Here is a 21,847-nt window from a genome sequence, read left to right as displayed (position 1 = left end):
TGGGCTTCCTGCATTCGGGCCGACCCAGCCCCTCAAGTCTGGGCGGATCAGCCAACTGTGAACTGTCCCATCATGCCGCCATCCTCATGTTCGAGGATGTGGCAGTGGTACATGAAGGGCGCATTGGGTGGGGCCGGCTGGTCGAACCGGATCAAAAGATCGACGGACCCGTCGATCAGCACGGTGTCTTTCCAACCCGTATTGTGCCGTTGAGGCGCTCGGCCATTCTCGGACAAGACCTGAAACTTGACGCCATGCACATGGAAGGGGTGCATCATCATATCCGCACTTACCGTCCAACGCTCGACGGCACCCCTAGCTACATGGAAGTTGATTTTTCCCATGTCATATGCATCGCCGTTGATTGAAAACCGCCTGTCATCGCGACCAAACATCATCCCCATGCCCATAGGCATATCCAGAGACAAGCGCCTCCAGGTCGCGCTTGTTGCATCTCCGTTTGGACGGCTGCCACCCAGGTCAGATGGCAAGCGTTTGATCCTTGCCCGAAGGGTCGGGTCAACGGCAAACGGAAGAACAGAAAAACGCCCGGTTTGCTGGCGTCGGCCTCCCATCATACCACCCATCATGCCAGTGTTGGGATTGTGATCGGAGGTAAGGGTTACATCGCGCCCATTCGAGAAATCCACAAGCACTTCGGCGCGCTCGCCAGGCGATAGGCGCAGTGTCTTCAGGCTGATCGGTTGATCCAAAAAACCACTGTCTGTGGCCACAAGTTGAAGCGGGCGTTTGTCCGAAAGCGCGAGCGTGTAGATGCGCGCATTTGATCCGTTGAGCAGCCTCAGGCGCACCATTCCTTTGGGCACGACAGCGGCAGCGCCGACTTGACCGTTCACCAGAATCGTGTCGCCAAGATACCCCATCATGCGGTCCGGCATGGACAGCGACAGGTCAATTTGACCTCGACGGGTAAAACGGCGGTCCTGCAAAACTAAGGTCAGGTCATCAACACCATAGTCCGATGGCAGCCCGCGCGCATCATCTTGGCCATCATCAATCTGAAGCACACCGGCCAAACCCATTTGCACTTGCCGCGCGGTCGCGCCGTGAACATGAGAATGATACCAAGCGGTTGCCGACCGTTGGCTCAGGGGCAATTCCGGCTGCCATGTCGCGCCCGGTGCGATCGGCTGATGCGGCCCCCCGTCGACCTCGCCGGGGATAAGCAAGCCGTGCCAATGTACCGAAATCGGTTCATCAAGGGAGTTTCTGACCTCGGTCTGGGTGGTTTGGCCAGTCTTCATTCGAAGAGTTGGGCCCAGAAACGGTTGGTTGAAGCCCCACGTGTCAGCAGGGGACGGACCTGAAAATGTGCTCCGCCCCTTTTGCGCCTCAAGTCGCACCCGGTGGGACTTCGTCGCGTCGATGAGTGGTGGCATTGAAAGACGCTTGGCAGCAGTTTGAGACCATGACAAGGACGCTGTGCCAGAGACCAAAGCGCTTGCCGCAAATCCACCAAGGAAGGTTCGGCGTTTCATAAGGGTCATCCTTCCCTCTACAGTTTGAGTGCCTCGGGCAGGCCAGCGATGGCATCCCGGGCGCTGACAACCGGCAGACCAGCCTTTATCCAGCCGGGCCCAACCCGAGATCCAAGCATGCCTTCGGAAACATCGATGAAGCTTTTGTATCCAGATTTCCGGAGGCTGCTCATCACCGAGCCGGTCCGCCCTCCGGTTGCGCAGATCAGCGCCACGGGTCGACCATTCGCCAGATCACGCGCCTTGAACAAACGTTCCGGGAATCTTTCATCATGCAGGCTGACCGGCCAGGCCATCTCGCCGACACCAGTTTCCTGCCACTCTTCGGTGGAGCGGATATCAAGAAGCCTGATCCGGTCCTGCAACAGGGCATCGAAAGCATCGGTCGCCGTCCAGATATCCCGGCTTTGGCCCAGTGCTGATGTCGCCATCATTTGCGTTGGAAACGCCGCCAGAAGCACCATCGCATGTCGACGGTCAATTCTCATTGGTTGCACCTCCTCAGGCCGCGTCAATCGCCGTACGCAGCATTTCGCGGACCTGCCCGGCCACGTCGTGCAACGCGCCATTGTCGACCGCAGCCATCGAGGCCACTGGGTCGATGGCGCTGACTTCCGTGCCTCCCTCGACTTGGCGCAGGATGACATTGCAGGGCAGCATGGCACCGATACGCGGCTCCAGCCCGATCGCCTGATGCGCCATGTTGGGATTGCACGCGCCCAGGATCCGATAGGCGTCCATATCGACGTCGATCTTCTTTTTCATGGTGGCTTTGACATCGATCTCGGTCAGCACACCGAACCCTTTTTCACTCAGGGCATGGCGAACCCGCATATCGGCGTCATCGATTGCGACTCCGGAAAGCAGGCGATCATAAGTATAGCTCATTGTGGGTCTCCTTGTGAGTTTACGCTCCGACCGGCCCTGGGGACGTTTCAATGCCGGTCGGAGGCCAGGGCGCACTCTTGGGATTGCGCGCCCCATCGAGGGGCTCAGTTATCCTGAGTTCCCATCTTGTCGCCCATCATTCCTTGAATGGGCGGACGCATGCCCATGCGGTCGGCAGGCGCTGTCATTTCTCCGGACGTCACCAAACCGTCACCATCCGTATCGAGATGTTGAAAACGGTCGACCATCATCGAGCGGATGATCTCACCATGAAGCGCTTCAAACTCTTCGAGCGTCAGGGAACCATCCCCGTTCGTGTCAGCGTCTGCATGCATTGACTGCAACTTCCCATGCGCTTCTTCGCCGGAAATGAGCCCGTCACCATCGGCGTCGGCATCAAAGCGGCCCATCATCGGCCCGCGCATCAAGGCCATCATGTCCTGATCCATCATGCCCATCGGGCCGGTGCCGCCCATTGTTCCCGCTGCACCCATCTGGTTCATGCCGCCACCCATCATGCCACCATGCATCTGCATCATCATCTTCATCATGCCCTGCATCATTTCGTGGTGGTCACCCCCCATCATCGCGGCCTGGCCCATCATCCCCGCCGGCCCCATGTCCGCACTTTTGGCAGCGGGGTTCTGCGGCATGACTTGGCCAGCACCTGGCTTGTCCGCGCCGTGATGACCTGCATCGGCATAGGCCATTCCAGCCGTGGTGGTGATCAGTGCAAGTACGCACGTGGTTTTGACAAACTTGGACATCATAGCCTCTCCGTGTTTCGTGGTGTCAGTCACATCAGCATAAGAAATCGAAAAGGAAGGCTGTGCATCAGCCGGATTGTAACCGTCTGTCGCAAAGCTCGGAGCTTGATACAATCGGTGACAAAAATGGGTCTGACCGCCCCCAAATAGATGGCTTAGAAAGAAACCATGACGAACCCACCGCATATCCTCGTCGTCGACGATCACCAGCAGATCCGGGACAGCGTAACCCGCTTTCTGGAGAAAAACGGCCTGCGCGCCACTTCTGCCAAGGACGCACAGGATATGGATGCGAAATTGGCCAAGGGGCATTTCGACTTGATGGTGCTTGACGTCATGATGCCTGGTGAAAGCGGGCTTTCTGTCTGCCAGCGGCTTGCCACTGAGAAGAGCATGCCGATCATCATGCTGACGGCGTTGGGAGAGGAGACGGATCGGATCGTCGGGCTGGAGATCGGCGCAGACGACTATATCGCGAAACCGTTCAACCCACGCGAATTGCTGGCTCGGATCAAGGCAGTATTGCGCCGTACCCCGCAGGTTGAAACAGTTTCAGGTGACTTTGCCGGGAAGACTGTCCGATTTGCACATTTGTCATTGGATGTCGACCGACAGGTTCTTGTGAGCGATGACGGCGAAGAAACAGCGTTGACCCATGCGGATTTCAAGTTGCTTATGGTTTTGCTCGAGAGGCCAAGGGTGATCCTCAGCCGGGATGAACTGCTTGATCTGGCAGCGGGGCGGGCCGCTGGTCCACTTGACCGAACAATAGACAATCAAATCAGCCGGCTGCGTCGCAAGATCGAGCCAGATATCCTACGTCCGAAAATTATCAAGACCATCCGAAACGGCGGATACTCCCTCACTGTTGATGTCGAGGTGACCGGATGAGTTTTGGGCTAATCAATACACTCCGGGTTCAACTGGTTCTGCTGATCGTGGCCGCCTTGACCGCCGCCCAGCTCATCAGCCTCTGGCTGTTTGCAGATGAGCGCAGTCTGGCGGTGCGGGCCGCGCTTGGGTTTGAAGCCGCCGGGCGCGCCGCCAATGTGGCCCGCTTGATCGAAGAAGCTCCGGAAGACTTGCGCATGTCGATCCTACGCGCCGCCAACTCACCTCTGGTCCGGTTCGACCTTGCTTCGGAGCCATTCGTAGATCACACGGATCATTCCGACGGGGGCATGGTTGAAAGTCGCATCCGAGCCCTGTTGGGCGATACATATACCCGTGATATCCGCGTCGAACTGCATGAGATCGAGGGACGTATCCTGCCCCTGCCACATCTCTCTCAGGAAATGGCTGAAATGCACATGGCGATGATGCGGGGGGAATTGACCGCTGTCGAAATGAACCTGTCCATTGCGATCGCAGGCGGGAGTTGGCTGAACGTTGGAACCCGGTTTGAACGACCTCCCATTCAATGGCCCGTGTACTCGATGCTGACGTTCACGCTATCGGCTGCCGCGATCTTGATCGGTGTTTTCTGGTTCGTGATGACCCGTTTAACAGGGCCGTTGAGGCGTCTGGTCGGCGCAGCCGACCGGTTGGGACGAGGTGAAGATGTCGCGGACTTGCCCATGGTGGGCCCCGCTGAAGTCCGTGATCTGACCTCTACGTTCAATCGTATGCAGGATCGTCTGACCAGGTTTGTAGCGGACAGAACCCGGCTCCTAGCCGCCTTGGGACATGATTTACGATCTCCTCTTACGGCACTGCGCGTGCGCGCTGAAATGGTCGATGATGATGAAACCCGAGACAGCCTCGTTGCGTCTGCCGAAGAGATGCAATCCATGGTCGAAGCCACATTGACTTTTGCGCGAGGACTTGCGGGATCCGAAGAGCCGGAAACCGTGGAAGTCGGCGCATTTCTTGATGCGCTTAGATCGGACATGGTGACGCCCTTCCACTTGGATAGCGGTCCTTCCATGGAGGTTCGCATCCGACCTCATGCTCTGCGTCGAGCTTTGCGGAACGTGATTGAAAACGCCGAGCGGTATGGGGATAATCCACGGGTTTGCTATCAAGCACGCAACGATGAATTCGTCATCACCGTTGAGGACAATGGTCCCGGAATCCCCGCTCCGGAGCTTGAGCGCGTCTTTGATCCATTTTTTCGCCTGGAGCAATCGCGATCGCTGGAGACAGGTGGGCATGGCCTGGGCCTTTCCATTGCCCGGACCATCATTCGCGCTCATGGTGGTGATATCTCTCTATCCAACCGCGATGAAGGGGGGCTGCGTGCTACGATCGCTATCCCTTTTGCGGGCACATAGCTGTCGAAAGGAGACTGACATGACTCTGAAATTCACGACCACGGCACTTGCGACTTCGCTTGCCTCAAGCGCTGCTTACGCGGACTCGGTTGACGGCTGGGACCGAGGGTTTGGCCATATGGCTTGGGGAGGAGGTTTCGGAATGTTTGGCGGGCTCATGATGCTGATTTTCTGGGGCGTTATCCTCGCCCTTATCGTGATGGCGGTGCGCTGGTTTACCAGTGGTCGCCCCGGTGGGACCCAATCGACGGATGCGACGGACATCCTCAAATCCCGTTTTGCCAGTGGGGAAATCGACGAAGACGAATTCCGCAAACGCAAAGCTGCACTCGAAGACTGAACCTGCCGGAAAGCTCCCACCCCTTAGGGGTGGGAGCGACCCAACCTCGCCTTATTGACAGGACTGCAACATGACACCCGAAATTGGTCACTTTGCCCTAGCGCTGGCATTTGCGCTGGCGCTGATCCAAAGCGTGCTGCCCCTCATGGGAGCCAATCGCGGCATGCTGCTATGGATGCAATCCGCGCGGGCGACATCTATTGGGCAACTTGTCTTGGTTGGGATCGCTTTCGGGGCCTTGATGAAAAGCTTCATCGTCAGCGATTTCACAGTGATCAATGTCGCGTCGAACTCGCATTCGCTTAAGCCCATGCTCTACAAGATCGCCGGGACCTGGGGCAGCCATGAAGGGTCACTCTTGCTCTGGGTATTGATCCTGACGCTATTTGGCGCGGGTGTGTCCCTGTTTGGAGCAAATATCCCCGAAACCCTAAAGGCACGCACATTGGCGGTACAGGCATGGATCAGCACCGGGTTCCTGTCGTTCATGCTCCTGACTTCAAACCCGTTCGATCGGGTGTTCCCTCCACCTGCCGATGGAAACGACCTGAACCCGCTCCTGCAGGATGTTGGCCTCGCCCTTCATCCGCCATTCCTTTACCTCGGATATGTCGGTTTCTCTATCGTCTTTTCTTTCGCAGTAGCCGCCTTGCTGGAAGGCCGGATCGATGCCGCTTGGGCACGTTGGGTTCGCCCGTGGACTTTGGCAGCATGGGTGTTCCTAACAGCGGGTATCGTGCTTGGCTCGTGGTGGGCCTATTACGAGCTCGGCTGGGGTGGCTGGTGGTTCTGGGATCCGGTCGAAAATGTCAGCTTCATGCCGTGGCTTCTTGGCACCGCATTGCTGCACTCTGCGATTGTCACAGAGAAGCGGGACGCCTTCAAAAGCTGGACCATTCTATTGGCTATCCTAACGTTCTCTCTGTCGCTCCTGGGAACGTTTGTTGTGCGCTCAGGGCTGTTGACATCGGTTCACGCCTTCGCGGTCGACCCTGAGCGTGGGCTCTACATTCTCTTTCTGCTTGCCCTGTCAATCGGTGGTTCGCTGGCTCTCTATGCTTGGCGCGCACCCATGATGGAAGCAGGTGGGCTGTTCAAACCGATCAGCCGCGAAGCCGGGTTACTGGTCAACAATCTGATCCTTGGCACGGCCACTGGAACGGTCTTGTTTGGCACTTTGTATCCGCTCTTCCTGGAGGCCGTCACCGGTGACAAGATCTCTGTTGGCGCTCCGTTCTTCAACGCCACCTTTGTTCCGATGATGTTACCGTTGGTACTGCTCATGGGGATGGGCCCATTCCTCAGCTGGAAGCGCGCGGATCTGGCCGGTGTTCTTCAACGAGTCCGATTTATCGCCTTGGCATCAATCGTCGTGACCCTGGTCATTTGGTATATCCAAGAGGGTGGGCCGTTGCTTGCCTATATCTCGATCCTGCTGGCTGTCTGGCTGTTGTTTGCCACATTGCGTGAATGGGCGATGCGCATTCGTCTGTTCGATGTTTCGTTTACCGATGCGATGCGTCGTGCCCGCAACTTGCCGCGGGCATCACACGGTATGACCATGGCCCATGCTGGCCTCGCTTTAGCAATGTTCGGTTTTATCGGCTCCAGCGCCTGGAAAACGGAAGAAGTCGTTTTCGTTGCGCCTGGGACCACCATCGAGATTGCTGGCTTTGATGTCATGTTTGAAGGTGTTGAGCGGGTTCGAGGCCCCAACTATTTTGCCGACCGGGGTACCCTAAAGGTCACGCGCAAGGGGCAGGCTGTTACCACACTTTTCCCGGAAAGGCGCTACTACCCCATCGCCGAAAGCTCGACAACTGAAAGCGCCATCCGTTCAACGTTGGCTGGTGATCTGTATGCGTCAATTGCTGAACCCGCCTCCGAGGACGCTGAATTGAGCGGAGCCTGGACGCTTCGCATACTTTACGAGCCGCTTGTCAATTTCATCTGGATCGGCTCGGCACTCCTGATGTTGGGGGGCGGTTTGTCCCTGACGGATCGGCGTCTGAGAGTAGGGGCCCCTAAACGGGCTCGGACAACCTCGGCAACACCAACTCCGGCGGAATAAACGATGACTCGCACCCTGGCTTTCCTGCCACTTTTTATCGCCGTTGTTTTTGGGGGGTTCTTTCTGTGGGGGCTGAACCCGGATCGGGACCCGAATGAGATACCGTCGGTCTTGATCTCTCAACCCGCGCCCGAGTTCGAACTTGACCCTGTTGTAGGTGTGGAGACGCCGGGCCTGTCACGATCTGATTTGGCGGGCAACGGAACACCTGTCGTGCTGAATGTGTTCGCGTCCTGGTGTGTGCCATGTCGAGCTGAACATGCAGTTCTGACCAGCTTGGTCGAGAGGGACGGCATTCAGCTCTTTGGTATAAACTACAAAGACAAACCAGCAGACGCGGCCCGATGGCTTTCCGAATTGGGGAACCCATACAGCCGGATCGGTTCGGATTTGTCCGGCCGTGCGGGCATCGAATGGGGCATTTCGGGTGTTCCTGAATCCTTCATCATCGGCGAGGACGGTACCGTGCTTTACCGGTACGTGGGCCCAGTTGTCGGGGAGGCCGCTATCAGCAAGTTCCGAGAGGCACTGGTTCAGGCCGGTGCCCTGGAAAGGGAGGAGCCGTGATGTCACGACTGATGATCTTGCTCCTGGCGTTGACACTTCCCATGACCGCAATGGCGGTAGAACCAGATGAAATGCTGGAAGATCCTGTTCTGGAAGCTCGCGCACGCGAGGTTTCCAGGGGACTGCGCTGTGTCGTCTGTCTGAACCAGGACATCGACAGCTCAAATGCCGGAGTTGCGCGAGACTTACGACTACTGGTGCGCGAACGCATTGTTGCCGGAGATAGCAACAGCGAGACGTTGGCATTCATCCAAGCACGCTATGGCGACTATGTATTGCTGAAACCACCCTTGAATACTCGGACTTATGTGCTTTGGCTCGCCCCCCCGGCGATGCTTGTGATCGCACTCGGCTTCGGCGCCGCGACCTTGATGCGCAGGCGAAAAAGGGGGATCGCCACCGAATTAAGCCCGGCCGAAGAACGGGAGATCCACCAGTTCATCGAAAGACAGAAAGCGGAGAAAGATACATGATATTCGCGTGGATGGTGCTTTTGGCCGTATTGTCTGCCAGTTTCGTTGTTTTCCCGTTGCTCGGGAAAGCACGCGACCAAGTGATTGTCGCGGATTCAACCTCGGCCGTCCTGGTGGACCAATTGGAGGAGGTTCAACGCGACCTCGATCGCAACGTGATTTCAGAAGGCGAAGCCACCGCGGCGCAATTGGAAATCAAGCGGCGAATACTAACCGTTGCACGAAGGGCGGCTCAAGGGCCAGACGCGGACAACCGAGGCGGTCGGAACGGCCTTTTTCTGGCCGCGGTTTTCGTCCCGCTCTTTGCTGGTGGCTACTATGCTCTGATGGGCTCGCCTGAAATCTCAAGCCTTTCTTTTGCCGACCGCCAAGCCGAACGGGTTGAGCAACAAAAAATCGTCGATCTGACCGACAAGCTCTACGCACGGCTTGTTTCTGAACCGGGTGGTGGTGCCTCAGAAGGGTGGATGCTGCTGGGCCAGACTTTTTCGCGAATGGGCGAGTACCAGCGCGCCGTCGAGGCTTTCGAAATCGTGGCAAACCGCGATGATGCTACTTCTGCGACCTATTCGATGCTTGCCGAAGCTTTGATCAACGCTGAGCAAGGCATCGTGACACCAAAAGCTGAGACTGCAATCAACATGGCGATGGAGCTGGACGCCGCAAATCCTGCTGGCGTCTTCTACAAATCAGTAGCGCTCGCGCAAAGAGGCGAAGAAGCTGCGGCGCACGCTATGTTGTTGTCTCATCTGGAGGCGGCAGATGGCTTTGCATCTTGGATGGAACCCTTCGTCCAGCAGGCGAACCAGATTGCGGAAAAGCTTGGTCGAGACCCGATCACGCTCTCCGACTACGCACCTATTTCTGGCAGCGAGCCAGGCCCATCGGCCGAAGATATTGCCGCGGCAGGTGACATGAGCGACGAAGATCGGGGCGAATTCATCCTCTCAATGGTTGACCGGCTTGCGTCACGACTCGAGGAAGATCCAAATAACCTGGATGGATGGATCCGCTTGGCGAATGCCTACAGAGTTCTTGGCAATAACACGCAAGCCTTGTCCGCCTATGAACGGGCCACAGTTCTTCTGGAAACGATTGGATCAGCCGACCAACGCCACGAGATTGTCCGAAAGGCCTTGACTGAGTTGCAGAACCAAAGCGTGGAAGAGTAGCGAAAACTTGCACCGACCTAAGCGACCCTTTCAAAATAGAGACTGCGCTGGTTTTTAGAATTGGCTTGGGCCAAACTCATCCGAACGAACGGGAGAAAACACTTATGAAGAATCCGGTCTTGCTTGGGGCTGCTGCGACTTTATTTTTGGCATCTTGTGAGAATTTCGAGGGCGGCACTAATACTCCCACCAACCAGTTCATCCGAGAGCTGCCCGAAGCAGTTCTGGAAATCGCCGCTCCGTATCAGGATCTGTCAGCGGTTCGGATTGACCCGGCTGATGGATGCTATGTTTATCGCCACGTTGGTCCTGTTGAGACCACGTTCCTGCCGTTGAGGTCGGTTAGGGGCAGACCCATTTGCACACAACGTCCAGACGCTGCGCCGGAAGACGATGAAGCAACGAATTCCTAGGAGCCTGGATCACTTAGCTTTGCGCTGAAATTATATCTTCGGGCGGGTAAAGATATGCGGACGCGCCTGGAGAGACGTGATCGTAAAGATCAATGATATGCGCCATAACCATACGCACGCAGCCCGAACTGGCTCGCCCCCCGATGGAGCGTGGGCTGGGAGAGCCATGAATACGCAAATATGTGTCGCGGTTACCGACATATAGGTATAGCGCACGCGATCCGAGCGGATTGGTCGGACCACCGTTCATGCCATCTGCGTGCCGCTCATATTGACCGGGGTCTCTTTTGATCATGGCCGCAGTTGGTGTCCAGGTAGGCCACTTTGCCTTCCGCTTGATTGTGTAGGTTCCGGGCTCGTACAGGTTTCCGCGCGCAATTGCGACGCCGTACCGCATCGCAGTCCCGTCATCCTGGATATGGTAGAGATACCTAGCCACCGCATCGACATGAATGTCGCCGGGTGTCAGGCCAGCGTTCGCCTCAACACGTTGCGGCAGGAAACGACGGTGAAATCCCCAAGGGTTTGATGTAGCCGGATCATAGTTTACTGGGGTTACTTGAGCATCCCAGGCCGCCCATCTTGACCTGTCAGACGTCGGTGCGGCCGAAACGGTGCTGGCAATCGGGGCAGAAAACAGCGCTGCTGTCGAACCTATGAAATGGCGTCGCGTCAACATGGAAAACGATCCTTGCTAGTAGTCGATCAATTGATCTTGGATTGAAAGAATAAGCGTGAGCGGTAAGCGTGCCAGTCACATACACGTGTAGTGTTTTGAATACGTGCAATGGTGGCAATTTTGCAAACTCGGCAATGAGTGCTGTTTCATTGATCAAACACCAGACTGCTGGTGAGGCCTTCTATTGCCGCGGCGGCTTGCACGGCAGACAGGACATCGTCGGACGACAGGATCTCGGGCAGAACAATTCCGGTTGGTGCTGCCGGTCCGTAGACCGCATTGAACGGAATCCCGTAGCGGTTGTTTGCTTCCAGGTAACGCGCAATCATTTCATTCGGGCGTGTCCAATCCGCCTGCATCGCCGTTACGTTTTCGGCGTTCAAAGCAGACAATACAGGATCGCGTTCCAGAACCAGTGCCTTGTTGGCTTTACAGGTCAAACACCAATCCGCCGTGACATCTACAAAAACGACTTCTCCACGTGAGACACGGCGTGCAATGTCGCTACGATCGAATGATACCCAATGGATCCCACCAACACCGTTTTCTTTTGCTGAAGGCGCCTGTCGCACAAGACCCTCTGCTGCCACCATCGGCAGGACAATCAGCAGAACAACACTGAGCGCTTGGGGCGATGGAGGTAGCGGTCGGCGGGACAGAACTACAAGCAGCGCAAGTGCCAGAACCGTAACTACTGTCGTAGCCAACAGTCCAGCGACACCCATCAAGACCCACAAAAGCCAAAGAGCTGTACCTAAAAGGAGGAGACCCAAAACAAGCTTCAACCCGAGCATCCATCGGCCAGGCTTCGGCAATATACCAACCAACCCGGGCACTGCAGCGACCAGGAGGTAAGGCAAAGCGAGCCCTAATCCCAGGGCCGTGAAGACCATCAGGATATCTATCCCTCGTCCGGCCAGGGCAAATGCTATCGCTGTGCCGAGGAACGGGGCGGAACAAGGGGTCGCCAACACCGCACCAAAAAAACCTGTTGCGAAATCTGCGCCATAACCGGACACACCGCCCGCTCCGGAGAGGCGTGATTGTAGCGCTGGCGGAAGTGAGAACTCGAACAGGCCAAACAGGCTGGCCGAGAACACTGCCAATACGACGAACATGAGCGCCAGAAAAGCCGGGTTCTGAAACTGTAGCCCCCATCCAACGGCAAAGCCGAGTTGCTGCAATAGATAGAGGATGGCCGCCAGGGACCACATGAAGACCATGACACCGCCAGCAGCGGCCAGAAAGCCGGCGCGTACAGACTGAGGCCCACGCCCGTGTGTCTTGATCGCTGATGACAGCTTGATGGACAGGACCGGCAGGACGCACGGCATGACATTCAAGATCAACCCACCCAAGAAGGCAATGAGGACAATCCAGGCCATTTGATCCAAACCTGGCGTCAAAGCTTCAAGCCGAAACGGTGGGGCAGGGGGGGCGGATGACAGCGTTGGCGTCAGAGTCAGAGCCCGTTCAATACCATCCGTCACCGTCAAAACTGGATCGTGGTAGAAGTCGTCAAACACTGTCAAAATCGGAATGCGGGCCCAGAGCCTGCGACCATTGTCTCCCAGACGGATATCTGGCTTTCCCAAGGCTGTTCCTGCCCCCAATTCCGCAAAGACATCAGGAGAAACAAAGGCGGTTGTGCTCTGCAGTTGCAGGGTGAGCGCGGTCTGCTCGGGGTCGACAGACGCTATAGCTTCGGTGATGCTGTTCAGTGTCTCTTCATTAGGGACACGTGCCAAGTAGGTGCCTATCCGGGAAGCCGAAAGGGTATCGATTCCCGTCCCTTGTTGAAGCGACATGCTTAACTCGAAAGTCTGTGGCACACAGACTTCCGAACAGACCAATAGATTTACAGCGCCTGCCAACGTCACTGGCTCGCCCGGTCTTTCGAGCGTGATCTGAAGTGGAAGGACCACCGAGCCGCTATAACCGAAGTTTTCAATCCCAAACGCTGTAAACCGCATCGGGGCGGGCCAGAGCATTTCGACCTCGGCGACATTGGTAGAACTGGCCCAGTCAACCTGCGGTGGGATCCCGACCTCTCCCGGGGATCGCCAATAGGTTTTCCACCCCTCGGCCAGAACAAGGTCGAGACCAGCTGATAGTGTTTCTGCCCCGGGAGGAACGCTGTCTTGCACCGAGATCAGAGTCGCGGTTACCGACGTCGACGTAAAGCTCTCAGAGGTTGCTGCAGCAACATGCTCGGTTGCGAGAGGACTTAGGACGAGTACCAAAGCAAGTCCGACGCAACGGGCAGCCGATGTCACGAAAGTAAGCATATCAATTTCCCGGCCTTGGGCAGATGACGATCATCCACCTATTCCCACCGTAAGATTCGAAACATCGGCAATTGCCAGACCTTCGCGCCCGTCGTCGCAGACAATTGCTCGAACCGGGCCGGTGGCATTGCCCGAAAACTTACACCCTTCAGGAGCAGAAACTGTCTTCCCCTCATACACATACGTTGTCTGATCAGGTTTCTCACAAATCTTGGCGGACGAAGCGCAACCACTAAGGACGAAAGCCAATGTGGCGGATCGCCAAGCCCAAGACCTGAACACCTGCTATCCCCGCCGAACCTGAGGAATGGTGGTTGCCCCTTCGCGAGCATCTTCGCGCGGGGGTTCTACATCTGTCCGCTCTTCGTTCCCATGACAGGACTTGCCCATCATTTTGTGCATTACAAAATGAGCCCCTACGCACAGAAGCAATGGCGCAAAAGTTGCCAGGTTTGCGCCGACGCCGCTCAAGGTCCCTCCGGCAACAAAGTACCCTGCGATCGGAAGCAACATGACAACACAACAGGCCATCATGGCGATATGCATGGGCTTTGAACCTGGTCGGGTTTGACCTGCGGAATTGGTGTCGGTTTCGCTCTTCATTGGCACCTCGTTCAGATGGAATAACTCCATATGCGGGCCTCTCCATAGTAAAGGTCAAGGATACATTTCGATACAAATCTCAACCCCTCCAAAGGTTGATGGCGGCAGCGGTTCAGGCGAAAAAATGTCTCCAAAGACGCCCAATTGGTTTGAGTGGAGAGGCGACATGAGAGGCAATCGCAACCTAGGGAGACGCAAGGCGCTGACCGGCATCGCTGCGTTTCTGGCAACCCCGTCAATCCTGAGGGCGCAGGAAACGCCTACGAACATTCCGGAACCTGTTGTCCGGCGCAATATTTCGTCTTTCGCCTTACACGAATGGCGCGACCACTTCGACACTCTCGGCAAAGGCATCCTGTTGTCCGACACAATCACACGTGTCTTGCAGCACTGGACCGCCGATGGGGAGATGCGGATCTACCCGACCTCAGTGCCCTTAAACGAAGAGCTGACGCGGCGCGGCTATACCGAAGTGGTGGAGAAACGAAAGAACCCTAGCTGGGCTCCGACGCCATCCATGCGTGAACGTAACCCGGAATGGCCAGCCATTATCAAGGGGGGCGACCCAGCCAATCCACTTGGGACACGGGCGCTTTATCTTTCCTGGCAGTACTATCGTATTCACGGAACTCAGGACACGCGGAAAATTGGTCGGCGCTCGTCGAACGGTTGCATCGGCCTCTACAACGAGCAGATCGAAGAGGTCTATGACCGGGTGCCCATCGGCACGCAAGTCAAGCTGATCTGACCGCTGATCAATCAACCCAAAGGATGAAACTATGAGCAATTGGGGACTATTTGTCGGTGGCGTGCTGCTGGCTGGTGTCGTGGCAGCTGGTTGGCAGGTTCTTCAACCCGCGCCGGCGCAACAGGGCCATTCCATGGTGCCGCCCGATACGAGCGATATCGCGATGGGAGATCCCATTGAAGATGTTCGGCTACCCGCAGAGCTTTCCTCAAACGCAGTCGTTGGCAAACGCGCCTTCGACGCGAAATGTGCCTCTTGCCACGGAGAAAACGCCGCCGGTCAAAACGGTGTTGCACCTCCGCTGGTACACAAGATCTACGAGCCAAGCCATCATTCCGATGAATCGTTCCAAATTGCTGCCCAAAGAGGGGTGCGCGCCCATCACTGGAAATTTGGGAACATGCCCCCGGTGCCTGGTTTGACTCGTGCGGATGTTCAATACATCACAGTTTATGTGCGAGAATTGCAGCGCGAAAATGGTATCAATTGATGTCAGCAGGGATCGGCTCCGATTTGTTCAGAACTGTATTCGCCGTCCTCATCGGCGTTCTGGTTGCTTATACGGGGCTGCCCGATACCGCGAAGGCGCATGTGACCGAAACGGACAAACTGCACGTAAGCCATGATGACAGAGGCCCAGCGGCCGACCATCACTCTGACACAGCGCCCACTTTCGGACATTGCCACCCCGGTCTGGATTGCTTCACTGCAGCCGCGTTTCTTTTGGATCCAAGCTTGCCCACCCCCGCCGAGGCCAGCGAAGAAACCGTCTGGTTCTCCAAGCTTGAAACCGATCGTTGGATCCCATCATCAGACAAGCCTCCACCGCGACACTTTTCTTGATCTCACGACCCACGAACAACAGACAGATCAAGGATAGAAACTATGAAAAAGACCACTATTCTCGCGGCTATTGTCGCAAGCTCTACCGCTCTGACCGCATTTGCTCATGGTGGCGCGACAGGCATTGTCAAAGATCGCATGGACGCGATGGCGGAGATGGGCAAAGCCGTAAAGGCTGTAACGCCGATGATGCGTGGCGAAGCAGCCTACGACGCGGATGTCCTTCGTCAGGCGGCTGCCACATTCTCCCGACACGCTGGTGAAGCCATGACCCAATTGTTCCCAGAAGGCACTGGCGGCGCTCCGTCGGAAGCCAAGGAGACCGTCTGGACCCAATGGGAAGAGTTCTCTGAGTTGGCTGAACGGCTGGGCGTTATTGCCGAAGGGCTGGCCGGCGCCGCGGACAATGGGCTCATGTCTTCGAACGGTGGCGCAGGCATGATGGGGAACGGCGCAATGATGGGCAATAGCGCCATGATGGGAGGCGGCGCAATGATGGACGGCGGGATGATGACTGCCGAGCAAATTGCCAGCATGCCCGCAGACGGCGCGTTTACGATGGTCACACAAGTATGCTCGGCTTGCCACACGAAGTTCCGCACGGAAAGCCAGTAAATGCGTTGGGTCTTGAGATTGGCCCTGGGCGGGGCGGCATTTGGTGCCGTCGTAACCGGGGCGCTCGTCGCCTGGCCCATCGGTCAGATAAACGGGCCCATTACGCTGAGCGGGGATGTGAACCGCGGCGCTTATCTTGCACGTGCAAGCGGCTGTATTGCCTGTCATACGAACACCGAGGCGGGCGGTGCCCCGCTTGCGGGTGGTGTGAAGTTGGACACGCCGTTTGGCACACTCTATTCGCCCAATCTGACGACTGATCCGGAACATGGAATCGGGGATTGGACAATAGACGAGTTCGCCCGAGCTGTGCGCCAAGGTGTTTCGCCCGAGGGTGCGCCCTACTACCCGGCTTTTACCTATCCCTTCTATGGTAACTTTACCGACCAGGACATCGCCGATCTCTGGGCTGCATTCCAAACGGTGCCGGCGGTAGATGAACCGTCCAAGGACCAGGAGATGGCCTTTCCGTTCAATCAGCGGTGGGGTCTGAAGCTGTGGCGCGCGGCGTTCCTCGAGCCACCTCGAACAGAACCGATTGCGGGCAATGATGACGTCTGGAATCGGGGACGGGAGCTTGTCGAGGGAGCGGCCCACTGCGCTGCGTGCCACACAGCGCGTAACTTTGCAGGAGCCCGGCAGTCCGACACCGAGCACTTCAAGGGCAGCACATCGCTTCCTGGCGGAGGCAAGGCACCTGCCATCGACTATGAAACACTGCAAATGCGCGGGTGGACAGTGAACAGCTTGGCCTATGCTTTGCGCACGGGCATCAAACCGGACGGAGACGCCTTTGGCGGTTCAATGGGAGAGGTCGTCATGTATGGAACGGGCTTTCTCACGGATGAAGATCGCAACGCCATGGCGACCTATCTTATGGATGATCACACAGGCGGATAACCCGCGAAACATGATAGGGCAGGGGGCTATGGCCCCCTGCCTCAACAGGAAACCAAATGACACAGACACGACGAGATTTCTTAAGCTTGAGCGCTTCCCTCGGACTCAGTGCACTACTGCCGGGACCAATACGAGCAGCGACAGTAGATCCAATCAAGCTGACTGCCCGACCCGCGACTGTTCAGCTTGCGCCATCGGAGTATCCGCAAACGCAAATCTGGGGTTATGACGGGCAAATGCCCGGCACGATGATACGAGTCAAACAGGGCGAACGGGTAACGCGCCGCTTTGTGAACGACCTCCCCCAGGCCAGCTCCATTCATTGGCATGGTGTGCGCATCGACAACTCGATGGATGGCGTCGCCGGCCTGACACAGAAGGCGGTGCCATCAGGTGAAAGCTTCGACTATGACTTCACCGCACAGGATGCTGGCACTTTCTGGTATCACGCTCATAACCGATCCATGGAACAGGTTGCCCGAGGCCTTTATGGCGCTTTGATTGTCGACGAGACCGAGCCAGTTGACGTTGACCGCGAAGAAGTCCTGATCCTGGACGATTGGTTGTTGAACCCGGAAACAGCTCAGCTGGACCCCGAGTTCGATTCCCCTCATGACAAAAGTCACGCAGGGCGCCGCGGAAACTACATCGCAACAAATGGGGCTGCGTTTACCGAGCTTTCGGCGAAACAGAATGAACGGCTTAGACTACGCCTGATTAATGCCGCCAACGCGCGCATTTTTCAGCTCGCCCTGTCGGGATTTGAGGGGTGGATCATGGCCTATGACGGCATGCCGCTGGATGAGCCTGAAAAGGTGAGCGGAACATTTCTCCTGGCACCGGGTCAACGCATTGATCTGTTTGTCGATGTGACTGCAGCACCCGGCGAAACCGCTCATCTTGTGCGTATCGATGACGAGGAAGGTTTCTCGCAAGTGTCCTTTCCAGTCGAGGCAACGCCCACATCGATTGCGGCGCGAGAGGCGCCGCTCCCCCTGCCGCCCAACCCCGATATGAAAGTTCCGGACGTGGGCAAAGCCCGCCTGTTCCAGTTGAACATGGAAGGCGGCGCCATGGGCAGACTTCAAAGCGCGACTTATAACGGTGAAACCAAAAGCTTTCGCGAACTGGTCGCAGAAAACCAGTTCTGGTCATTCAACGGTGTTGTCGGAATGTCGGAGACACCTCTTGCCGAACTATCAACGGGGGAAACCGCACGGGTAAGTATCCACAACGACACGGTCTTCCCGCACGCGATGCATCTTCACGGTATGCATTTCCGTGAGGTCCTGGACGACGGAAAACTGGGGCCTCTCAGGGATACGCTGTTGGTTTTTGGTGACGAAACCCGTGAAATCGCATTTGTCGCAGGGAATCCAGGGAAATGGATTTTTCACTGCCACATGTTGGCGCATACGGCTTCCGGCATGGCGACATGGGTCAATGTGACGTGAACAAAGAAGAACAGGGAGAACACATCAATGAAATTTAGACATGGGGTTTTCACCCTCGCAACAGCTATGGCACTGCCTTTGGCGGCTTGGGCAGACGGTCTGGATGAAGACAGGATCAAGGAACTTGTGCTGGAGACAATCAGAGAGAACCCAGGCATCGTCATGGAAGCCGTTGCCATTTTGGAACAACGCCAGGCCGATGCGGCGGAAGTGGCACGTGCAGATGTCCTGAGCAACCAACGTGCGCTTCTTGAGCAGGACACAAACGCACCAGTACTAGGCAACCCGGATGGGGACGTGACGGTTGTCGAGTTTTTTGACTACAACTGCCCCTATTGCCGCCGCGCTATGGATGAAGTCCAAGGCCTAATGGATGCCGATGCAAATGTGCGTCTGGTGTATCGCGAATGGCCTATCCTTGGAGAAGGATCTGTTTTCGCCGCCAAAGCCGCGTTGGCTGCGCGTAAACAGGGCAAGTATGAAGAATTCCACTGGGCGATGATGAGCATGAATGGCCGCGCGGAAGAGGCAAGCGTCTTGCGGGTGGCCGCCGAAGTCGGGCTGGATATCGACCAACTGCGCCTTGATATGGAAGCGCCCGAAATCGACGAACACCTCACAACGTCAATGAGCCTTGCACAGTCTTTGGGGTTCAACGGCACTCCGTCATTTGTGATCGGGGATGAATTGGTGCCGGGGTTCGTTGAGCAACCCCAGCTGGAAGAAATCGTTGACTCGACACGGAAAGGGCTAGAGTGATCCGAGAGTGCCGCCTGCTGGCGGCCGCCTCCCTTATCGTTGCGATGGTCGGCCCCGCAAGCGGCGAGCCCATATCGTTTGACGGTAGTTGGAAAGAACAGGGGTTTCTACGCCTGTGGTCAAACCAATACAGTTTTCAGGGGCAACACCTTGAAGTGACGTCAGACGATACCGTTTCCCTGATTTGGCGCGCGGTCGAGCCATCCCTTGGAGAGGCTTCCAAGGCTAGGTGGGGCTGGAAAGTGCGCAACGGGGTTGTGGCGACCGATCTGACCCAAAAAGGCGGCGACGATCGAAATTTGGCGATCTACTTCATCTTCGTGGACGCCGAAACGGCAAATGGGCTGACAAAAAAGTCGGCCCGCCGATTGCTTCGCAACCCAAATACGCGTGCACTAGTCTATGTCTGGGGGGGCCAACACAGTCCCGACAGCTTTCTTCCAAGCCCGTATCACCCTCGGTTGGTAACACGTGTTTTGCGCGCCAGCGGTTCCGGAGAGTATCACGAGGATGTCGACCTGGAGGCAGATTTCCGGACGGCCTTTGGCGAGGAGAAGAACACTCTTGTTGGCATCGGCATTTCTGCGGACAGCGACGATACCGATGGGTTAATCCAGGCGTCGATCAAAAACCTCGAACTGGTTACATCGGAATGATCCTCAACCGCAGAGATATGTTGCTTGGTACGATGGCCAGTGTGTTGGTGCCACGTCCTGCCGTGTCAAAAACATCCGGGATAACTCTGAGGCCCGCTCCGATGTCGGTTCAATGGCCTGGGCGAACCGGAGCATTGGCCGGGTTTCTCGGGTTCAACGGTTCGCTTCCAGGTCCTGAAATCAGGGTAAAGCAGGGAGATCGCCTGCGGGTGCGACTAGAAAATGGTCTGGACGATGGCGCCTTGGTCCACTGGCATGGGATCCGTGTGCCAAATCGGATGGATGGGGTCTCAATTCTAACGCAAGAGGTCGTACCTCCCGGGGAAGCATTCGATTATGAGTTTTCCCCACCGGATGCAGGCACCTATTGGTATCACTCGCACTACCTGTCTTACGAACAGGTCGGCCGGGGCCTATTTGGTCCTTTGATCGTGGAAGAGAAAAATCCGCCGGAGGTCGACCACGACATCACGGCCATACTGGCGGATTTCAGGATGACGCCGGCCGGAGAGTTCGACACGGATTTTGGTGTCATGGAGGACTTCGCGCGTTGGGGACGTCTTGGCATCGCGCTTCGCGTTTTCCTGTCGCAGAGCTCTGTTCGTCTGGGCGATCGGGTGCGATTGCGCCTGATCAACGCCGCGATTGATCGCGTGTTCCCGCTGGACCTAAACGGGATCAACGGATCTGTGGTTGCACTGGATGGTATGCCACTTGCTCAACCAACAGCGCTGGAACCTATGACGATCGCACCCGGGCAGCGTGTGGACATCATAGGGACCGTGATCTCTGATGTTTCAATTTCAACGAGTGACGGTGACTCTCTTAGGCAAATTGGGCGCATATCCATGAAGGGTACGAACCCGACACCAGGGTCCGAGTTGATCCAACCTCTACCAGCTCATGGGTTGCCTACACCTATCCGCCCAGGCCAATCGCTGAAATTGGTGATGCGCGGGGGGGAAGGCGACCCGGACCACGGCGGTTTCGGGACCTGGTCTTTCAACGGCGTCTCCGGGCTACCCATGGAACCGTTGGGACAGTTTCGCTGGGGGGACACCGCTGAGATCACACTGTCGAACCCAACCGCATTCGATCATGGTATCCATCTGCATGGGCATCACTTTCGCGAGGTACTGGGATCGGGCCCCTTTGGTCCTTGGCGCGACACATTACTGGTTAAAGCAGGTGAAGATCGAAAGATCGCCTGCGTTTTCGATAATCCAGGTCGGTGGCTTTTGCATTGTCACATGCTCAGCCACAGTGCGGACGGCATGGCGACCTGGGTTGAGGTAACATGACTGTAGAACCTGCTTTGAACAAACACGGTGAGGAGTATTTCATGTCTCGATCCAAACTGATCCTATCTGCTGTGGTGGTCCTCATAAGCACTGCTGGCGTCGCGACGGTACTCAGCACAATCCAAGCAAACGCCGGGCCGCCGAAACAACCGGTATCCTCAGACACAGAAGCTGGTGCCGTATTGTACGCGGAAAATTGTGCCTCGTGTCACGGAGCCAATCTTGAAGGAGAGCCAAACTGGCGCAGCCAGAAGGAGGACGGCACCCTTCCTGCACCTCCACACGACAGGACCGGCCATACTTGGCATCATGGGGATGCCTTGCTATTCAACTACACAAAATTGGGCGGGCAGGCAGCGCTTGCGGCGTCAGGCGTGGAAGGGTTCGCCAGTGGCATGCCTGGATTTGGTGATCAACTCAGTGACCAGGAAATCTGGGATATTCTGGCTTTTATCAAATCCACTTGGCCGGAGCGAATGCGCGAAACACAAGCTGTCCGCACTGAAGGAGAACAGATGAAGGGCGGCTCGTGACACTC

At 56.6% G+C, this 21,847-nt stretch carries 24 protein-coding genes; 17 read left to right on the top strand and 7 right to left on the bottom strand.

The genetic code is table 11. From position 1 onward, the window contains the following. Window positions 1-47 precede the first annotated feature (47 nt). From ATO10_RS14035 to ATO10_RS16645, 4 genes are all read right to left on the bottom strand, one after another. A complete protein-coding gene (locus ATO10_RS14035; RefSeq protein ID WP_238323510.1) occupies window positions 48-1,499 on the bottom strand; it encodes a multicopper oxidase domain-containing protein in 1,452 nt (483 codons plus the stop codon). 17 nt (window positions 1,500-1,516) lie between these two features. After that, window positions 1,517-1,987, bottom strand: coding sequence for a rhodanese-like domain-containing protein (locus tag ATO10_RS14030; protein WP_035252662.1), 471 nt, complete (start codon window positions 1,985-1,987; stop codon window positions 1,517-1,519). Window positions 1,988-2,000: 13 nt separating this feature from the next. Beyond that, complete coding sequence (locus ATO10_RS14025) at window positions 2,001-2,387, bottom strand: DUF302 domain-containing protein (RefSeq protein WP_035252660.1); 387 nt, start codon at window positions 2,385-2,387, stop codon at window positions 2,001-2,003. Window positions 2,388-2,491: 104 nt separating this feature from the next. Further along, window positions 2,492-3,361 (bottom strand): EF-hand domain-containing protein, encoded by an 870-nt coding sequence (locus ATO10_RS16645; RefSeq protein WP_238323509.1) that lies wholly within the window; start codon window positions 3,359-3,361, stop codon window positions 2,492-2,494. On the opposite strand from ATO10_RS16645, the gene ATO10_RS14015 reads away from it, so the two are divergent. The 7 genes from ATO10_RS14015 (at window position 3,323) to ccmI (ending at window position 10,050) form a co-directional block, all read left to right on the top strand. Continuing rightward, window positions 3,323-4,045 (top strand): response regulator, encoded by a 723-nt coding sequence (locus ATO10_RS14015; RefSeq protein WP_035252659.1) that lies wholly within the window; start codon window positions 3,323-3,325, stop codon window positions 4,043-4,045. The two genes, ATO10_RS16645 and ATO10_RS14015, sit on opposite strands and share 39 nt — an antisense overlap. Beyond that, window positions 4,042-5,427: an ATP-binding protein gene (locus ATO10_RS14010; protein ID WP_035252657.1), complete on the top strand. Its 1,386-nt coding sequence runs from the start codon at window positions 4,042-4,044 to the stop codon at window positions 5,425-5,427. Before ATO10_RS14015 ends, ATO10_RS14010 begins: the two co-directional genes overlap by 4 nt. Before the next feature lie 19 nt (window positions 5,428-5,446). Further along, window positions 5,447-5,767 carry an SHOCT domain-containing protein gene (locus tag ATO10_RS16285; RefSeq protein WP_081806535.1) on the top strand — a complete coding sequence of 107 codons (321 nt, stop codon included), beginning with the start codon at window positions 5,447-5,449 and terminating at the stop codon, window positions 5,765-5,767. Window positions 5,768-5,837: 70 nt separating this feature from the next. After that, window positions 5,838-7,838 (top strand): heme lyase CcmF/NrfE family subunit, encoded by a 2,001-nt coding sequence (locus ATO10_RS14000; RefSeq protein ID WP_035252655.1) that lies wholly within the window; start codon window positions 5,838-5,840, stop codon window positions 7,836-7,838. Between the two features lie 3 nt (window positions 7,839-7,841). Continuing rightward, the gene (locus ATO10_RS13995; RefSeq protein ID WP_035252652.1) at window positions 7,842-8,405 is read left to right on the top strand and encodes a DsbE family thiol:disulfide interchange protein; all 564 of its coding nucleotides are present in this window, start codon (window positions 7,842-7,844) and stop codon (window positions 8,403-8,405) included. Beyond that, window positions 8,405-8,878: a cytochrome c-type biogenesis protein gene (locus ATO10_RS13990; RefSeq protein ID WP_035252650.1), complete on the top strand. Its 474-nt coding sequence runs from the start codon at window positions 8,405-8,407 to the stop codon at window positions 8,876-8,878. The genes ATO10_RS13995 and ATO10_RS13990 overlap by 1 nt, the downstream gene beginning before the upstream one ends. After that, complete coding sequence (gene ccmI, locus ATO10_RS13985) at window positions 8,875-10,050, top strand: c-type cytochrome biogenesis protein CcmI (protein ID WP_035252647.1); 1,176 nt, start codon at window positions 8,875-8,877, stop codon at window positions 10,048-10,050. Before ATO10_RS13990 ends, ccmI begins: the two co-directional genes overlap by 4 nt. Before the next feature lie 426 nt (window positions 10,051-10,476). Here the strand turns inward: ccmI and ATO10_RS16275 are convergent, their stop codons facing one another. From ATO10_RS16275 to ATO10_RS13975, 3 genes are all read right to left on the bottom strand, one after another. After that, complete coding sequence (locus ATO10_RS16275; RefSeq protein WP_081806533.1) at window positions 10,477-11,142, bottom strand: L,D-transpeptidase; 666 nt, start codon at window positions 11,140-11,142, stop codon at window positions 10,477-10,479. 146 nt (window positions 11,143-11,288) lie between these two features. After that, a complete protein-coding gene (locus ATO10_RS13980) occupies window positions 11,289-13,430 on the bottom strand; it encodes a protein-disulfide reductase DsbD family protein (protein ID WP_051598158.1) in 2,142 nt (713 codons plus the stop codon). Window positions 13,431-13,715: 285 nt separating this feature from the next. After that, window positions 13,716-14,033, bottom strand: a complete 318-nt coding sequence (locus ATO10_RS13975; RefSeq protein WP_081806539.1) for a DUF2933 domain-containing protein — start codon at window positions 14,031-14,033, stop codon at window positions 13,716-13,718. A gap of 166 nt (window positions 14,034-14,199) precedes the next feature. Here ATO10_RS13975 and ATO10_RS13970 point away from each other — a divergent pair, with 166 nt between their 5' ends. The 10 genes from ATO10_RS13970 (at window position 14,200) to ATO10_RS13925 (ending at window position 21,842) form a co-directional block, all read left to right on the top strand. Then, the gene (locus tag ATO10_RS13970; protein ID WP_035252758.1) at window positions 14,200-14,781 is read left to right on the top strand and encodes a L,D-transpeptidase; all 582 of its coding nucleotides are present in this window, start codon (window positions 14,200-14,202) and stop codon (window positions 14,779-14,781) included. A 31-nt stretch (window positions 14,782-14,812) separates the two neighbouring features. After that, on the top strand, window positions 14,813-15,271 hold the full coding sequence (locus tag ATO10_RS13965; protein WP_035252644.1) for a c-type cytochrome: 459 nt from the start codon (window positions 14,813-14,815) through the stop codon (window positions 15,269-15,271). Further along, on the top strand, window positions 15,271-15,624 hold the full coding sequence (locus ATO10_RS13960) for a hypothetical protein (RefSeq protein WP_035252641.1): 354 nt from the start codon (window positions 15,271-15,273) through the stop codon (window positions 15,622-15,624). Before ATO10_RS13965 ends, ATO10_RS13960 begins: the two co-directional genes overlap by 1 nt. A 42-nt stretch (window positions 15,625-15,666) precedes the next feature. Continuing rightward, a complete protein-coding gene (locus ATO10_RS13955) occupies window positions 15,667-16,239 on the top strand; it encodes a c-type cytochrome (protein ID WP_035252639.1) in 573 nt (190 codons plus the stop codon). Further along, complete coding sequence (locus ATO10_RS13950; RefSeq protein ID WP_035252637.1) at window positions 16,240-17,139, top strand: c-type cytochrome; 900 nt, start codon at window positions 16,240-16,242, stop codon at window positions 17,137-17,139. A gap of 56 nt (window positions 17,140-17,195) precedes the next feature. Then, window positions 17,196-18,593 carry a multicopper oxidase family protein gene (locus ATO10_RS13945; RefSeq protein WP_035252635.1) on the top strand — a complete coding sequence of 466 codons (1,398 nt, stop codon included), beginning with the start codon at window positions 17,196-17,198 and terminating at the stop codon, window positions 18,591-18,593. A gap of 27 nt (window positions 18,594-18,620) precedes the next feature. Further along, the gene (locus ATO10_RS13940) at window positions 18,621-19,352 is read left to right on the top strand and encodes a DsbA family protein (protein WP_035252632.1); all 732 of its coding nucleotides are present in this window, start codon (window positions 18,621-18,623) and stop codon (window positions 19,350-19,352) included. Between the two features lie 44 nt (window positions 19,353-19,396). Beyond that, window positions 19,397-20,008 carry a DUF3047 domain-containing protein gene (locus ATO10_RS13935; protein ID WP_051598167.1) on the top strand — a complete coding sequence of 204 codons (612 nt, stop codon included), beginning with the start codon at window positions 19,397-19,399 and terminating at the stop codon, window positions 20,006-20,008. Between the two features lie 101 nt (window positions 20,009-20,109). Then, entirely contained in the window at window positions 20,110-21,309 is a 1,200-nt protein-coding gene (locus tag ATO10_RS13930; protein WP_238323508.1) for a multicopper oxidase family protein, read from the top strand. Continuing rightward, window positions 21,306-21,842 (top strand): c-type cytochrome, encoded by a 537-nt coding sequence (locus tag ATO10_RS13925; protein ID WP_238323507.1) that lies wholly within the window; start codon window positions 21,306-21,308, stop codon window positions 21,840-21,842. The genes ATO10_RS13930 and ATO10_RS13925 overlap by 4 nt, the downstream gene beginning before the upstream one ends. Window positions 21,843-21,847 lie beyond the last annotated feature (5 nt).

It is taken from the genome of Actibacterium atlanticum (assembly GCF_000671395.1).
GTDB lineage: Bacteria > Pseudomonadota > Alphaproteobacteria > Rhodobacterales > Rhodobacteraceae > Actibacterium_D > Actibacterium_D atlanticum.
The sequence above is the reverse complement of the archived record's forward strand: the minus strand, read 5'-3'. Positions and strand labels throughout refer to the sequence as shown.

Bases quoted from the DNA above. Each gene is read 5' to 3' on its own strand.
- ATO10_RS13940 (WP_035252632.1), top strand. From the start codon at position 18,621: ATGAAATTTAGACATGGGGTTTTCACCCTCGCAACAGCTATGGCACTG.
- ccmI (WP_035252647.1), top strand. From the start codon at position 8,875: ATGATATTCGCGTGGATGGTGCTTTTGGCCGTATTGTCTGCCAGTTTC.
- ATO10_RS14000 (WP_035252655.1), top strand. From the start codon at position 5,838: ATGACACCCGAAATTGGTCACTTTGCCCTAGCGCTGGCATTTGCGCTG.
- ATO10_RS13975 (WP_081806539.1), bottom strand. From the start codon at position 14,033: ATGAAGAGCGAAACCGACACCAATTCCGCAGGTCAAACCCGACCAGGT.
- ATO10_RS14010 (WP_035252657.1), top strand. From the start codon at position 4,042: ATGAGTTTTGGGCTAATCAATACACTCCGGGTTCAACTGGTTCTGCTG.
- ATO10_RS13955 (WP_035252639.1), top strand. From the start codon at position 15,667: ATGAAAAAGACCACTATTCTCGCGGCTATTGTCGCAAGCTCTACCGCT.
- ATO10_RS13960 (WP_035252641.1), top strand. From the start codon at position 15,271: ATGTCAGCAGGGATCGGCTCCGATTTGTTCAGAACTGTATTCGCCGTC.
- ATO10_RS13990 (WP_035252650.1), top strand. From the start codon at position 8,405: ATGTCACGACTGATGATCTTGCTCCTGGCGTTGACACTTCCCATGACC.
- ATO10_RS16275 (WP_081806533.1), bottom strand. From the start codon at position 11,142: ATGTTGACGCGACGCCATTTCATAGGTTCGACAGCAGCGCTGTTTTCT.
- ATO10_RS13965 (WP_035252644.1), top strand. From the start codon at position 14,813: ATGAGCAATTGGGGACTATTTGTCGGTGGCGTGCTGCTGGCTGGTGTC.
- ATO10_RS14035 (WP_238323510.1), bottom strand. From the start codon at position 1,499: ATGAAACGCCGAACCTTCCTTGGTGGATTTGCGGCAAGCGCTTTGGTC.
- ATO10_RS13950 (WP_035252637.1), top strand. From the start codon at position 16,240: ATGCGTTGGGTCTTGAGATTGGCCCTGGGCGGGGCGGCATTTGGTGCC.
- ATO10_RS13925 (WP_238323507.1), top strand. From the start codon at position 21,306: ATGACTGTAGAACCTGCTTTGAACAAACACGGTGAGGAGTATTTCATG.
- ATO10_RS13930 (WP_238323508.1), top strand. From the start codon at position 20,110: ATGTCGGTTCAATGGCCTGGGCGAACCGGAGCATTGGCCGGGTTTCTC.
- ATO10_RS13980 (WP_051598158.1), bottom strand. From the start codon at position 13,430: ATGCTTACTTTCGTGACATCGGCTGCCCGTTGCGTCGGACTTGCTTTG.
- ATO10_RS14025 (WP_035252660.1), bottom strand. From the start codon at position 2,387: ATGAGCTATACTTATGATCGCCTGCTTTCCGGAGTCGCAATCGATGAC.
- ATO10_RS13945 (WP_035252635.1), top strand. From the start codon at position 17,196: ATGACACAGACACGACGAGATTTCTTAAGCTTGAGCGCTTCCCTCGGA.
- ATO10_RS13970 (WP_035252758.1), top strand. From the start codon at position 14,200: ATGAGAGGCAATCGCAACCTAGGGAGACGCAAGGCGCTGACCGGCATC.
- ATO10_RS16285 (WP_081806535.1), top strand. From the start codon at position 5,447: ATGACTCTGAAATTCACGACCACGGCACTTGCGACTTCGCTTGCCTCA.
- ATO10_RS14030 (WP_035252662.1), bottom strand. From the start codon at position 1,987: ATGAGAATTGACCGTCGACATGCGATGGTGCTTCTGGCGGCGTTTCCA.
- ATO10_RS13995 (WP_035252652.1), top strand. From the start codon at position 7,842: ATGACTCGCACCCTGGCTTTCCTGCCACTTTTTATCGCCGTTGTTTTT.
- ATO10_RS14015 (WP_035252659.1), top strand. From the start codon at position 3,323: ATGACGAACCCACCGCATATCCTCGTCGTCGACGATCACCAGCAGATC.
- ATO10_RS13935 (WP_051598167.1), top strand. From the start codon at position 19,397: ATGGTCGGCCCCGCAAGCGGCGAGCCCATATCGTTTGACGGTAGTTGG.